The sequence below is a fragment of the Rhizobium sp. P1_E6 genome, from assembly GCF_056405875.1.
Window position 1 is genome coordinate 1 of the sequence record NZ_JBFUBG010000087.1, and the last position, 12,821, is coordinate 12,821.

14 protein-coding genes are annotated in these 12,821 nt (G+C 60.6%); 12 read left to right on the forward strand and 2 right to left on the reverse strand.

The features are described 5' to 3' along the window. Position 1 precedes the first annotated feature (1 nt). Together AC1D35_RS28285 and AC1D35_RS28290 are read left to right on the forward strand one after the other, a co-directional pair. Positions 2-1,456: a sensor histidine kinase gene (locus AC1D35_RS28285; protein ID WP_477941236.1), complete on the forward strand. Its 1,455-nt coding sequence runs from the start codon at positions 2-4 to the stop codon at positions 1,454-1,456. Next, positions 1,453-1,893: a response regulator gene (locus AC1D35_RS28290; protein ID WP_113295423.1), complete on the forward strand. Its 441-nt coding sequence runs from the start codon at positions 1,453-1,455 to the stop codon at positions 1,891-1,893. Before AC1D35_RS28285 ends, AC1D35_RS28290 begins: the two co-directional genes overlap by 4 nt. A gap of 278 nt (positions 1,894-2,171) precedes the next feature. Here AC1D35_RS28290 and AC1D35_RS28295 read toward each other — a convergent pair whose 3' ends face one another. After that, positions 2,172-2,717 carry a histidine phosphatase family protein gene (locus AC1D35_RS28295; protein ID WP_113309421.1) on the reverse strand — a complete coding sequence of 182 codons (546 nt, stop codon included), beginning with the start codon at positions 2,715-2,717 and terminating at the stop codon, positions 2,172-2,174. Between the two features lie 232 nt (positions 2,718-2,949). Between AC1D35_RS28295 and AC1D35_RS28300 the strand changes: the two genes are divergently transcribed. The 3 genes from AC1D35_RS28300 to AC1D35_RS28310 all read left to right on the forward strand — a co-directional run bounded on the left by AC1D35_RS28300 (position 2,950) and on the right by AC1D35_RS28310 (position 4,600). Next, the gene (locus tag AC1D35_RS28300) at positions 2,950-3,159 is read left to right on the forward strand and encodes a CbtB domain-containing protein (RefSeq protein ID WP_113295425.1); all 210 of its coding nucleotides are present in this window, start codon (positions 2,950-2,952) and stop codon (positions 3,157-3,159) included. Between the two features lie 13 nt (positions 3,160-3,172). After that, positions 3,173-3,907, forward strand: a complete 735-nt coding sequence (locus tag AC1D35_RS28305; protein WP_113309344.1) for a CbtA family protein — start codon at positions 3,173-3,175, stop codon at positions 3,905-3,907. Positions 3,908-3,994: 87 nt separating this feature from the next. After that, positions 3,995-4,600: a hypothetical protein gene (locus tag AC1D35_RS28310; RefSeq protein ID WP_113295427.1), complete on the forward strand. Its 606-nt coding sequence runs from the start codon at positions 3,995-3,997 to the stop codon at positions 4,598-4,600. Here AC1D35_RS28310 and AC1D35_RS28315 read toward each other — a convergent pair. Beyond that, a complete protein-coding gene (locus AC1D35_RS28315) occupies positions 4,585-5,247 on the reverse strand; it encodes a sulfite oxidase-like oxidoreductase (RefSeq protein ID WP_477941239.1) in 663 nt (220 codons plus the stop codon). The genes AC1D35_RS28310 and AC1D35_RS28315 overlap by 16 nt on opposite strands. A gap of 109 nt (positions 5,248-5,356) precedes the next feature. On the opposite strand from AC1D35_RS28315, the gene AC1D35_RS28320 reads away from it, so the two are divergent. The 7 genes from AC1D35_RS28320 to AC1D35_RS28350 all read left to right on the forward strand — a co-directional run bounded on the left by AC1D35_RS28320 (position 5,357) and on the right by AC1D35_RS28350 (position 12,799). Next, on the forward strand, positions 5,357-7,231 hold the full coding sequence (locus AC1D35_RS28320; RefSeq protein WP_113309348.1) for a sensor histidine kinase: 1,875 nt from the start codon (positions 5,357-5,359) through the stop codon (positions 7,229-7,231). Beyond that, complete coding sequence (locus tag AC1D35_RS28325; protein WP_477941241.1) at positions 7,228-8,583, forward strand: sigma-54-dependent transcriptional regulator; 1,356 nt, start codon at positions 7,228-7,230, stop codon at positions 8,581-8,583. The genes AC1D35_RS28320 and AC1D35_RS28325 overlap by 4 nt, the downstream gene beginning before the upstream one ends. 123 nt (positions 8,584-8,706) lie before the next feature. Continuing rightward, positions 8,707-9,030 carry a metalloregulator ArsR/SmtB family transcription factor gene (locus tag AC1D35_RS28330; RefSeq protein WP_113309355.1) on the forward strand — a complete coding sequence of 108 codons (324 nt, stop codon included), beginning with the start codon at positions 8,707-8,709 and terminating at the stop codon, positions 9,028-9,030. A 56-nt stretch (positions 9,031-9,086) separates the two neighbouring features. Beyond that, positions 9,087-9,533: an SRPBCC family protein gene (locus AC1D35_RS28335; RefSeq protein ID WP_113309358.1), complete on the forward strand. Its 447-nt coding sequence runs from the start codon at positions 9,087-9,089 to the stop codon at positions 9,531-9,533. A 204-nt stretch (positions 9,534-9,737) separates the two neighbouring features. Continuing rightward, positions 9,738-10,721, forward strand: a complete 984-nt coding sequence (locus tag AC1D35_RS28340; protein ID WP_113309362.1) for a tripartite tricarboxylate transporter substrate-binding protein — start codon at positions 9,738-9,740, stop codon at positions 10,719-10,721. A 101-nt stretch (positions 10,722-10,822) separates the two neighbouring features. Beyond that, entirely contained in the window at positions 10,823-11,284 is a 462-nt protein-coding gene (locus AC1D35_RS28345) for a tripartite tricarboxylate transporter TctB family protein (protein ID WP_113295434.1), read from the forward strand. Positions 11,285-11,293: 9 nt separating this feature from the next. Next, on the forward strand, positions 11,294-12,799 hold the full coding sequence (locus tag AC1D35_RS28350; protein ID WP_477941245.1) for a tripartite tricarboxylate transporter permease: 1,506 nt from the start codon (positions 11,294-11,296) through the stop codon (positions 12,797-12,799). The last annotated feature ends 22 nt before the right edge of the window (positions 12,800-12,821 follow it).

Consider the following 12,821-nt stretch of genomic DNA (forward strand, 5'->3'; position numbering starts at 1 on the left):
GATCATGCTGGCGCTCGGCGTGCTGATCCTGACGGCAATCGTCGGGGCATCGCTTTGGCTGGTGCGGGAAAACAGCCTCTATTCCGATGAGGTGGCGCAGATACGCCGCGTGCGCAGCGCTGCAGCCGACCTGCTGTCGACGCTGCAGGACGCAGAGACGGGCCAGCGGGGTTTTCTACTGACTCTCGACCGGAAGTATCTCGATCCGTACAACACCGCCATCCAGGACCTGCCGGCGCGGCGCCAAGGGTTGCTGGATGCAACGAGCGATCTTCCTAAAAATAGCGAAAGCCTGAGGGCGCTGGATAAGGCAATCGACAGCAAGCTCAAGGAGTTGTCATCGACAATTACGCTTGCCTCCCAGGGGCAGATGGCAGACGCCCTTGCCATTGTCCGCAGCGATACCGGCAATGCGGCAATGGCGGCAGTGCGGACGACGCTGGGCGGCCTCATCGCCTCGACAGACGATCGCCTTCGTATCATCGTGATCCAACAATTGGATGCAGCCGACAATCTGCAATGGGTCACCGTGGGCGGCGCCATCGCCATGGTCATCGTCATCGGCGGCGCCATCCTCATCATCTTCCAGCATGTGCGGGAGCTCTCGCGGGCGCAGAAGGAGCTCGAAGTGCTCAATTTCGGCCTCGAAGAGCGCGTTACCGAACGCACTGAAGACCTGATGCGGGCCAACCAGGAGATCCAGCGCTTCGCCTATATCGTCACCCACGATCTTCGCGCGCCGCTTGTCAACATCATGGGTTTTCTCAGCGAACTGGAGACCAGCCTGAAGGCGGTAAACAGCTACGTGCTTGCAGACAACAAACAGCCGAGCGAAGAGGAAATCAGGGAGGCACGGCTTGCGGTGGAGGAAGACCTGCCGGAAGCGATGAATTTCATTCGTTCCTCCACGCGAAAAATGGATTCGCTGATCAACGCCATCCTGAAGATTTCGCGCGACGGCCGACGCAAGCTTGCTCCTGAGCGGATCGATCTCAAGGCGGTGGTGGAAACGGCGGCTGAGAATGTCCAGCACCAGATTGCAGCATCCGAAGGGACAGTGGAAATCGATGTGCGCGTGCCGTCGCTCGTGACGGACCGCTTCTCGCTCGACCAGATTTTCGGTAATCTCTTCGACAATGCCGTGAAATATCGATCACCCAGCCGGCCCCTCGATCTGCACGTGAAGGCCGTACCTGCCGGAAAAGGGCGTATCCAGATCGATATCAAGGACAACGGCCGCGGTATCGGCAAGGCGGATATGGAGCGCGTTTTCGAGCTTTTCCGGCGCGCCGGCACGCAGGACCAGCCGGGCGAGGGTATCGGCCTTGCCTATGTGCGCTCGTTAATACGAAATTTGGGCGGCGATGTTACGGTCGATTCGGCCGAAGGCGTCGGCAGCACGTTCACGCTGACGCTGCCTGCGGACCTCAGCACGATTATAAAGGCAGAGACATGATAGCGACCGGCAAGGAAGTCACCATCGTCATGATCGAGGACGATGAGGGGCATGCCCGCCTCATCGAGAAGAATGTACGCCGTGCCGGCGTCAATAACGAGATCGTGCCTTTCACCAACGGCACCAGCGCGCTCGACTTCATTCTCGGCACGGACCGCAGCGGTGAAGTGAGCCGCGACCGTTATCTTCTGGTGCTGCTGGACCTGAACCTGCCGGATATGTCGGGCATCGATATTCTGGAGAAGATCAAGGGCAACGAGCACACCAAGCGCCTGCCGGTGGTGATCCTGACGACGACCGACGATGAGCGCGAAATCCAGCGCTGCTATGACCTCGGCGCCAACGTCTACATCACCAAGCCGGTCGACTACGAGAACTTTGCCCACGCGATCCGCCAGCTCGGCCTGTTCTTCGCTGTGATCCAGATTCCGCAATAGTCTGTAAAGAGAAAGGCGAGCGGCCGTAGCGCGCTCGCCTTTGACGTGCTCTGACTTTTCAAGCGACGTTGATCAGCAATGGCAGGCCGATCATCACGCCGACAAGAACAGCGACAACAGTTGCGACACGCACGATGCGCAGACGCCGCGTGCGTTCCCCACTCCAGTCATAGGTCATTTTGCGTCTCCTCGGGGAAGGACGTAGAGCCCGGGATTCCGGGTTCAATATGTATGACTGCGTTTGCTTGTGTAAGGCTGGCCTAATTTACGAGGATTATTCAGAAACGCAGCGACCAGCGGCGGCCGTCATGGGTCATGCGTACCATGCCGAGCGGCTGGACATCGATGGTCCAGAAGGAAGCGGGTGGCGCTTTCAGCACATCCAGGATCGCGGCGCGGATGACGGCTGCGTGGCTGACTGCTACGACATGGCCGCCCAGGGGCATTTCCTCGTTCATCCAGCCGGCAATGCGTTTGCAAAGCTGTTGCAGGCTCTCGCCCTCATGCGGGGCGGCTTCGGGATCGGACATCCAGAGAGCAAGGTTTTCCGGCTCTTCGGAGTGAAGGTTCATCAGCGGCTTGCCGGCCCAGCGGCCGTAGTCGCAATCCCGCAGCGAGGGAGCAAGGGTCGCGTCGAACCCCAGCATCTCGGCAGTCTGCCGGGCACGCAGCGCCGGGCTCGTGAAAGCCCTGTCCGCCCGTCCTGGCGCCGGCAGCGCGCCTTCGCTCAGCGCCTTCTCCTCCAGCGGTTCGTCCGCCGGAAAGGAGGCGGTGCGATTTGCCGCCGTCGCGCCGTGGCAGATCCATGTGAGGCGGGTAGTCACGTTACTCGACGCCCTTCGGAGATAGGGCGGGATGGTGGCCGCCCGCATATTAAGTTTCGTTGACAGTATCTTTGACGAACAGATATAACCGTGACGTTGCGGGTTTGGAAGCCGGTGAAAGTCCGGCGCGGTCGCGCCACTGTGACCAGCGTGTCGAAATTCTTCGCGTTGGAAGTCAGACCCTACTGCACGCAAAGATCTTCGACTGAACGCGTCATTCCAGGAGGAATACATGTCTGACACCACTTTCGCGCCCGTCGCGTCACCCGCACCGATCCCGCTTGGCGAAATCCTGCCCTGGGCGATTTTCGGTGGCCTGCTGATGCTCATCGCCATCTATTTCGTCGGCACTGAAGAAGGCGCGATGGCGCTCTTCAACGGCATGTATGTGCACGAATTCGTGCATGACGGCCGTCACCTCCTTGGCTTCCCCTGCCACTAAGGGAGTGCCTCACATGGTTGGAAACCTTTTGCTCCGCGGCATGATCGCGGGCCTGATTGCCGGCATCTTGGTTTTTGCCTTCGCGCGCATTTTCGGTGAGCCGCTCGTCGATGCGGCGATTGCCTTCGAAGAGGCGACGTCACAGGCTGCCGGTGCCGCAGCCGAACCCGAGATCGTCAGCCGCGCCACGCAAGCGGGCCTTGGGCTCTTCACCGGTGTCATGGCCTATAGCGTTGCCGTCGGCGGGCTTTTCGCGCTCGTCTTCGCCTTCGTCCATGGCCGCTTCAGCAGCCTTTCGGCACGCGGCACCTCTGCCGTCATCGCTGCCGCCGCTTTCGTCGCCATCGTCATCGTCCCGGCCATTAAATATCCGGCCAATCCGCCGGCTGTCGGCAACCCGGATACGATTGGGGTGCGCACCGAACTGTTCTTCCTGATGATCGTCGTGTCGATTGCTTCGCTGGTTGCGGCGATCGCAATCGCCCGCCGGCTGGCGGCGAACTACGGCGCCTGGAATGCGGCGATCATTGCGGGCATCCTCTTTGTCGGCTTCATTGGCCTGGTGGAATATCTGCTGCCGCCGATCAACGAAGTGCCGGAGAATTTCTCGGCGATGGTTCTGTGGCGCTTCCGCACGACCTCGCTTGGGATGCATGTGATCTTATGGTCGGTTCTCGGCCTCGCATTCGGCGCGCTGGCGGAGCAGCGCCTCAGCGTAAGGAACGGGTTCCGCCCGGCTTATCGGTAGGCAATGGTAGAGGGGGCCTTACGGCTCCCTCTTTCCTTGAGAAGCCTGTCGGCTCGTGATCAGCCGTATCGGGACGTTGGACGTCTTATGAAGAACGTATTTGATGCCATCTGTTTTGGCTTTGCGCTGCTGACTGCCAGCAACGCATTCGCGCACAGCTACAGCGGTGAGGGCAGCAATGCCGGTCTACCGGTGCCGGAAATAACTCACGGCGAGATGGCCGTCATTGCCGATTATCGCGGTCGTATCATGGATCTTGCGGCAAGCGCGGTTGATACGAACGAGCGTTTCCGGCGTGTGCTGAACTATGCCGAAATCCAGTATTCCTACTGTCTCTGGGGCCGGATGCCCGGCAGTGTGACGGATGAGGAAAGCCCATTCAACGAATGCGCCCATGCGTACCTAGCGGCGACCAAAGCAGTGCTGCTCTCCCTGCGAGATATGCCGCAGGAGGCCGTAGCGGCTGGTGAAATCGCATCTGCCGTCGATGTTGATATGGTCAGGCGCGGGCTCTCTCTGGTGACCTGTCGATTCAGCGGTGAGGGTTTCAATACGGCCGATATCGTGCGCCCGCGCTGGAGCGAAATTCCGCTGCATCCGGCGAGCATGGTCTCGCTCACYGGATTTGCAGCGATCCTCGCCGCAGGGTTCTTTGTTTTCAGGCGGTTTCTTCGGATTCAGTCCTCGGAATAGCGCTGCTCGCGCCACGGGTCACCATACATATGGTAGCCGTTCTTTTCCCAGAAACCGGCCTTGTCGGCCGGCAGCAGATCGATGCGGCGCAGCCATTTGGCGCTTTTCCAGAAATAGAGATGGGGTACGACGAGACGCATCGGCCCGCCATGATCGCGGGTGAGCGGCAAGCCCTCCCACGAGGTGGCGAGAATGGCATCCTCGGCGGCGAAATCGGACAGCGGCAGATTGGTGGTATAACCGTCATAGCTTGTCAGCATGACGTAACCGGCTTCCGGCTTCGGCATGGCGAGATCGAGCAGGTCGCGGGTGGAAACGCCCTTCCACTTGTTATCGTAGCGCGACCATGTCGTCACACAGTGGATGTCACTAACCATTGCGCTCTGTTCCAGCGCCTGGAAGGCTGCCCAATTGAGGTCCAGCGGTGTCTCGACAAGGCCGCGAACCTCAAGCCGCCAGCTATCGATGGAAATGATCGGCTGCTGGCCGAGGTCGAGCACCGGCCAATTCTTGAMCAGATGCTGGCCCGGCGGCAGGCGCTCGGTTTCCGGGCGGCTGATGCGGCCGGTCAGGAATTTTCCTTCCGCTGCCCAACGGCGCTTGGATGTTGTGAGCTTGCTGTCTTCGGGGATCTGGTCGTCGCTCATGGCGGTCTCCTTGCGGTGCAGCAATCAGACATCTGCGCCTGACATGTGTCAAGTTTCAGCGCCTCTTGGAAATCTCCACCGCGCTCATTACACTTGAACCCGTCGGGTTATGCCTCCACGGGGAGCGGAGGCGGAAAGGGAGGAGCGGGCTCTGTCTGCGCGCTATCGCATCATTGCGGCGTTCTGCGCCGCACCCTTATTGGTTTTCGCTTTCTTCTATTACGGGAGTGCGGTTGCCACGCGCGCCTATATGGGCGAGGCTTCCGCGCAGGCGGGTACGGCGCTACGGCTTGCCGTCTCGGCGCTGAGTGGCCATCTCAGCCGCTACGAAGCCCTGCCGGCACTGATTGCCGATCACGACGATATCAAGGATCTGGTGACCCGGCCGGACGATCGGTCGCTGCGGGATAGCGCCAATCTTTACCTCAAGGAAATCAACGGGCTTCTGAAATCCTCCGACATTTACGTCGTGCTGCCGGACGGCGAGACGATTGCCGCCAGCAATTATGACGGCCCCGGCAGCTTCGTCGGCGAAAACTTCAGCTATCGACCGTATTTCCAGGAGGCGATCGGCGGGCATCATGCACGCTTCTACGCTCTTGGCACGACCTCGCTGAAGCGCGGCTATTATTTCTCTTCGCCGATCCGGGTAAAAGGAGAAATCCGCGGCGTCATTGTCTTCAAGGTGGATATCGATGTGATCGAATCCTCCTGGAGCGGCGGCGAGTACCGCATCTTCGTCTCCGACCCCGAGGGCATCATCTTCATGTCAGACAGTCCGGACTGGCTCTATGGGGGCATCCTGCCGCTGAGTTCGGATCGCGTGGCGCGCACCGAGGCATCGCGGCGCTATGCCAATGCGAAGCTCGTCGAACTGCCGGTCATCCGTCATCGCTTCGAGGATCATGACCTGATGACGCTCGCCGGCGATCGTGGTCAGAGCGAATATCTCGTTCTCTCGCATTACATGCCGGCCGAAGACTGGACGGTGCACGTGCTGATGGACACAAGTTCCATCCGAACGCAGGCCCGCACAGCGCTGGTCGTGGTTTTCCTTGTTCTGTGCATCGCTGCGCTGACATTCGCTGTTCTGCGGCAGCGGCGTATGCGGCTTGCAGAGCGCCTGCAATTGCAGGCCGAGGCACGGAACGAGCTGGAGCGGCGTGTCGAGGAGCGCACGGCCGACCTTGGACGCGTCAACAGCCGCATCGAGGAGGAGATCGCCGAGCGGCGTCTGACAGAGCAGCAGCTGCGTCAAACGCAGGCCGATCTCATCCAGGCCGGAAAGCTTGCTGGCTTGGGGCAGATGTCTGCGGCACTTTCGCATGAGTTCAATCAGCCGCTTGCTGCCGCCAAGACCTATACCGACAGCGCCGCCGTGCTGCTCGAGCGCGGCCGTATGGCGGAGGCGCAAGATAATATTCAGCGCATCGGCGGGTTGATCGACCGCATGGCTTCGATCAGCCGGCATTTGCGTAATTTCGCACGTAAGCCCAATGAGAAGCTCGGTCCGGTGCCGCTTGACGAGGCGATCCGCGATACGCTGGAAATCATCGCCTGGCGGCTGAAAGCCGCGGATGCCGATCTCTGGCTCCATCTCGGGCCGCGGCCGCCGGTGGTGAAGGCCGGTTCGGTGCGGCTGCAGCAGGTGCTGGTCAATGTCATCTCGAATGCTGCCGATGCTGTCGAAGGGCTGGAGGACAGGCGTATCGAGGTTTCGGCGTCCGAAGAGGCAGGCAAGGTGGTTCTGACCGTGCGCGATCATGGGCCTGGTGTGCCGGCGGCGATTGCCGAACGCATCTTCGATCCCTTCTTCACCACCAAGGGCATCGGCAAGGGCCTCGGGCTCGGGCTTTCCATCTCCTACAACATCATCAAGGATTTCGGCGGCAGCCTGTCCGTGTCCAATCATCCGGAGGGCGGGGCCGTGTTCCGTATCGAGCTTTCGGCCGCGGCAGGCATGATGCCGGAGGCGGCGGAATGAACGAACAGAAAATATTGCTCGTCGACGACGAGGAGGAACTGCGCCGTTCGACGGCGCAGGCGCTGGAACTGTCCGGCTTCAGCGTCGAGACCTTTTCCAATGCCGATCATGTGCTGGAACTGATCGGCTACAGTTTTCCAGGTGTCGTCGTTACTGATATCCGCATGCCCGGTATGGACGGCATGACGCTGATGCAGAAGATCCGCGAACTCGATACCGAGGTGCCGGTCATTCTCGTCACCGGCCATGGCGATGTGCAGCTTGCCGTCAAGGCGATGCGCGAGGGCGCTTATGACTTCATCGAAAAGCCGTTTACTCCGCAAATGCTCGCCGGCGTCATCCGCCGTGCGATGGAGCGGCGCAGCCTCGTGCTGGAAAACCGACTGCTGAAGGCGGTCGCCGGTAAGCGAGACGATATCGAGGCACGACTGCCGGGGCGCACGCAGATCATGGTCGACCTGCGCTATCGTATCCGCGCGATCGGGGCGAGCGATGCCGATACGCTTGTTGTCGGCGACACCGGGGCCGGCAAGGAGGTGGTGGCGCGGGCGCTGCATGATATCAGCGCGCGGGCGAGCCGGCCCTTCATTGCCATCAATTGTGCGGCGCTGCCGGCAAACCTGATCGAGAGCGAGCTTTTCGGGCATGAAGCCGGTGCCTTTCCGGGAGCAGTGCGGCCGCGCTACGGCAAGTTCGAGCATGGCCGCGGCGGTACGATCCTGCTTSACGAGATCGGCTCCATGCCCGTCGACCTGCAGGCGAAATTCCTGCGAGTGCTGCAGGAAAGAACGATTTCCCGCCTTGGCTCGAACGAGACCGTGCCGCTCGACGTGCGTTTTATCGCGACGAGCAAAGTTGATCTTGAAGCGGAAGTCGCTGCGGGCCGCTTCCGCGCTGACTTGTTCTACCGGCTGAATGTCGCGACCCTTCATGTGCCGTCGTTGTCGCAGCGCCGAGCAGATATTCCGCTGCTCTTCCTGCAATTGGTGCGGGAAGCGGCCGCGCGTTATGGCAAGGACGAGATGCTTGTGCCGCCGGATGTGATTTCCGACATCGGGCAGCGCGACTGGCCAGGCAATGTCCGCGAATTGCGCAACGCAGCCGACCGCTTCGTGCTCGGCCTCGATGGCGGCGGCCGGCAGGCCGAGGCTGCGGGGCTTGCCGAGCGTGTCGCGGAATTCGAACGCGGCGTGATCGCCAGTGCGCTTGTCGCTCATGGAGGCAGCCTGAAGCCGGTCTACGAATCGCTCGGCATTTCGCGCAAGACGCTTTACGAGAAGATGCAGAGATACGGTCTCGACAAGAAACTGCTGGCCAATGAGATGGCCGGCGAGATGCGCCGTGAGGGCTGATCCAATTCCCAGTCCTGGAGTGTGATTGCCCGTTTTCAGGCTACTGTCGATTCATGCCTTGACACGCAACCATTTGGTTGCCTATAAAGATCACAATAGGCAACCAAATGGTTCCGTATCGACATGGATGAAGACGCGGTTTTTCGAGCTTTAGCGGACGGCAGCCGGCGACGGCTTCTGGATCGACTGCATGCACGAAATGGCCAGACGCTCGGCGAATTGGGTGAAGAGCTGGAGATGACGCGTCAGGCGGTGGCGAAGCATCTCGGCATTCTCGAAGAAGCGAACCTCGTCTCCACGCGCCGGCAAGGGCGCGAAAAGCTGCATTACATCAATCCGGTTCCGATCAACGAGATCGCGGACCGGTGGATCAGCAAGTTCGAGCGCCGTGCATTAGAGGCGCTCTCCGATCTCAAGAAGAGCCTCGAGGGCAGCAAAGACGAATGAATCGTCCCACCTGCCGGCGAGGGTGTGAACAAGCCTTGGCCAAAGGGAGTATCATCATGGCTGGCAGCGCATTCAATTACGTCACCTATATCCGCACCACACCGGAGCAGCTCTGGTCGGCACTCACGACATCGGAATTCATCAAGAAATTCTGGCTTGGCGTGCAGTTCGAAACCGATTGGAAAGTCGGTTCTGCCTGGGAGATGCGCTATTCCGACGGAACCGTCACAGATACCGGCGAAATCCTTGAATTCGACCCACCCAAGCGCCTTGTCCTGAAGTGGCATAATGAGTTCAGGCCGGAGCTCAAGGCGGAAGGGTTTTCTCGATGCGTGATAGAGCTTGAGCCGATCGGCGAGGCGGTCAAGCTGACGCTGACGCATTCGATACCGGTAGAAGGTTCCAAGTTCATCGGCGCGGTCTCCGGCGGATGGCCACAAATTCTCTCCAATCTCAAATCGCTGCTGGAAACGGGCGAAGTCGTCCTTCCACCCAACCGGTGAAGGTCAAGTGATGGGTGGATTTCCACCCATCACTTTAACCATTTGTTTCCAAATCGACCCATGCTGCGGCGCACTGTCGCAAAATCGTCATTCCTCTCCTCTGATCGCGATTGCGGCCGTCAGTCCCTGGCCTGCAAATGAGCCATCCGAACCGGTGCGGAGGATGCGCCGGAGAACGATCCATTTTCATCAGGGAGGAAAACGATGAAAATCCTGAAGGCCATGCTCGGCGTGACCGCCGCCGCTGCCGTTTCGCTTCTCGCCAATGCCGCTTCGGCGCAGACATATCCCGAGCGCACCATTACCATGGTCGTGCCTTTCGCCGCCGGCGGCCCGACCGATACCGTTGCGCGCCTCGTCGCTGAATCCATGTCGAAGGACCTCGGCCAGCAGATCGTCGTTGAAAATGTCGGCGGTGCCGGCGGCACGCTCGGCGCCGGCCGCGTCGCGGATGCCGATCCGGATGGCTATACGATCCTGCTGCATCATATCGGTATGGCGACCAGCGCCACGCTTTACCGCAAGCTCGCCTATGACACACTGAACGCCTTCGATTATGTCGGTCTCGTCACCGATGTTCCGATGACGATCGTTGCCCGCAAGGATTTTGAGCCGACCGATCTCAAGGGCCTGGTCGACTATGTGAAGGCGAACAAGGACAAGGTTACCGTCGCCAATGCCGGTATCGGCGCCGCATCCCACCTTTGCGGCATGATGTTCATGAGCGCTATCCAGACGCCGCTGACGACCGTTCCCTACAAGGGAACCGGCCCGGCCATGACCGACCTTCTCGGCGGCCAGGTCGATATCATGTGCGACCAGACGACCAATACGACAAAGCAGATCAAGGGCGGTACGATCAAGGCCTATGCCGTGACATCGTCGGCCCGCCTCGATGTGCTCAAGGACATTCCCACGGCGGTCGAAGCCGGCCTGCCGGGCTTCGAAGTCGGTATCTGGCACGGCATCTACACGCCGAAGGGCACGCCGGCCGAAATCAACGAGCGCCTGTCGAAGTCGCTGCAGATTGCGCTGAAGGACCAGAATGTTGCCGCCCGCTTCGCCGAGCTTGGCACCGCTCCCTCGTCGGACGCTGATGCGACCCCGGCGGCGCTGAAGGCGAAGCTCGAGAGTGAAATCGCCCGCTGGAAGCCCATCATCGAAGCTGCCGGCGAATACGCGGACTGAGCCCGACAGCCGCATTCATACCCTCCTCCCGATCGGGGAGGAGGGTATTTGCGCAGTCTCATGTCCGTCGCGACGCCCCATCTCCAACCCCAGGAGACATCATGAAATCTCTCAGTTTCGACACCACCAATGTCATATGCGGTGCCCTGCTTGCCGCGGCCGGCGCCTTCTTTGCCTATCAGTCGCTGAACCTCGACCTCGGTACGGCCTTTCGCATGGGGCCTGGCTATTTCCCGCTCGTTCTGTCAGGCATCCTCGTCCTGCTCGGCCTGATTATTCTCGTCCAGGCCGTGCGGGTTCAGGGCGAGCCGATCGATCCATTTGCCTGGCGCGGCATGCTCTTCATCCTGCCGGCGCCGGTCTTCTTCGGGCTGACGGTCCGCGGGCTCGGTTTTGCTCCGGCAATCTTCCTGACGGCCTTCATCGCTTGTTTTGCATCCAGTCGCATGAACGTGCTGTTCGCGCTGGTTCTCTCGCTGCTGCTGACGGTCTTTTCGGTTGGGGTCTTCAGCTACGCACTTGGGCTGCCGTTCGAACGTTTCGGCCCCTGGGTCCGGTTCTAGGAGGCGGGTATGGAACTCTTCAGCAATCTCGCACTCGGTTTCTATACGGCGGCAAGCCCGGAAAACCTGTTCTTCTGCCTTATCGGCGTGCTGCTCGGCACGCTGATCGGCGTGCTGCCCGGTATTGGTGCCACGGCAACGATCGCCATGCTGCTGCCGATCACCTTCCAGCTCGAGCCTGTTTCCTCGCTCATCATGCTCGCCGGCATCTATTACGGCGCGCAGTATGGCGGCTCGACGACGGCAATCCTCATCAACATGCCGGGTGAATCTTCCTCGGCCGTGACAGCCATCGACGGCTATCAGATGGCGCGCAAGGGCAGGGCGGGTGCTGCGCTCGCGATTGCCGCGCTTGGCTCTTTCTTCGCTGGCACGGTCTCGACCTTCCTCGTGGCTGTCTTTGCGCCGCCACTGACGGCGATTGCACTGCAATTCGGTTCGGCCGAATATTTCTCGCTGATGATCGTCGGCCTCGTATCCTCGATCGCGCTGGCACATGRCTCGGTCGTCAAGGCGCTAGCGATGGTGGCGCTTGGACTGCTGCTCGGCCTTGTGGGCACGGATATCTATACCGGCACGCCGCGCTTCACGCTCGGCATCCGCGAATATGCCGACGGATTGAATTTTGTGGCGCTTGCTGTCGGCGTCTTCGGCATCGCGGAAATCCTGCGCAATCTGGAAGGCGAGAAGACGCGCACAGTGTTGATGGCAAAAGTCTCGGGGCTGTTGCCGTCGAAGGAGGAATTCAGGCAGATGATCGCGCCAATCATTCGCGGCACTGTCATCGGCTCGGCGCTCGGCATCCTGCCGGGCGGCGGCGCGATCCTCGCCTCCTTCGCTTCCTATACGGTGGAAAAACGCGTTTCCAAGAAGCCGGAGGAATTCGGTCATGGTGCAGTTGCCGGCGTTGCAGGGCCGGAATCGGCCAACAATGCCGGTGCGCAGACCTCGTTCATTCCGCTGCTAACGCTCGGCATTCCGGCAAACCCGGTCATGGCGCTGATGGTCGGCGCGATGATCATCCAGGGCATCGTACCGGGTCCGAACGTGGCGACAGAACAGCCGGCGCTCTTCTGGGGGATCATCGCCTCCATGTGGATAGGCAATCTGATGCTCGTCATCCTCAACCTGCCGCTGATCGGCCTGTGGGTGAAGCTGCTGACAGTGCCTTATTACGTGCTCTTCCCGATCATAATGGCCTTCTGCTCGATCGGGGTCTACAGCGTCAATTCCAACGTCTACGACCTCTATGCCGTCGCCTTCTTCGGTCTCATCGGCTACGTGCTCGCAAAGCTCCGCTGCGAGCCGGCGCCGCTGCTGCTTGGCTTCGTGCTCGGGCCACTGCTGGAGGAGAACCTGCGGCGCGCCATGATCCTGTCGCGTGGCGATGCGACGACCTTCGTGACGCGACCTATCAGCGCCATTCTGCTGACGATCGCCGTGGCGGTGCTGATTATCGTCTTCCTGCCGAGCGTCAAGCGCAAGCGTGAAGAGGTCTTCGTCGAGGAGGCGTGAGGGGTTGCGCTCTCTGCCTGTT

Excerpts from the sequence above, each read along its gene's own strand:
- AC1D35_RS28320 (WP_113309348.1), top strand. The coding sequence starts at position 5,357 with ATGCCTCCACGGGGAGCGGAGGCGGAAAGGGAGGAGCGGGCTCTGTCT.
- AC1D35_RS28290 (WP_113295423.1), top strand. The coding sequence starts at position 1,453 with ATGATAGCGACCGGCAAGGAAGTCACCATCGTCATGATCGAGGACGAT.
- AC1D35_RS28340 (WP_113309362.1), top strand. The coding sequence starts at position 9,738 with ATGAAAATCCTGAAGGCCATGCTCGGCGTGACCGCCGCCGCTGCCGTT.
- AC1D35_RS28305 (WP_113309344.1), top strand. The coding sequence starts at position 3,173 with ATGGTTGGAAACCTTTTGCTCCGCGGCATGATCGCGGGCCTGATTGCC.
- AC1D35_RS28300 (WP_113295425.1), top strand. The coding sequence starts at position 2,950 with ATGTCTGACACCACTTTCGCGCCCGTCGCGTCACCCGCACCGATCCCG.
- AC1D35_RS28330 (WP_113309355.1), top strand. The coding sequence starts at position 8,707 with ATGGATGAAGACGCGGTTTTTCGAGCTTTAGCGGACGGCAGCCGGCGA.
- AC1D35_RS28345 (WP_113295434.1), top strand. The coding sequence starts at position 10,823 with ATGAAATCTCTCAGTTTCGACACCACCAATGTCATATGCGGTGCCCTG.
- AC1D35_RS28335 (WP_113309358.1), top strand. The coding sequence starts at position 9,087 with ATGGCTGGCAGCGCATTCAATTACGTCACCTATATCCGCACCACACCG.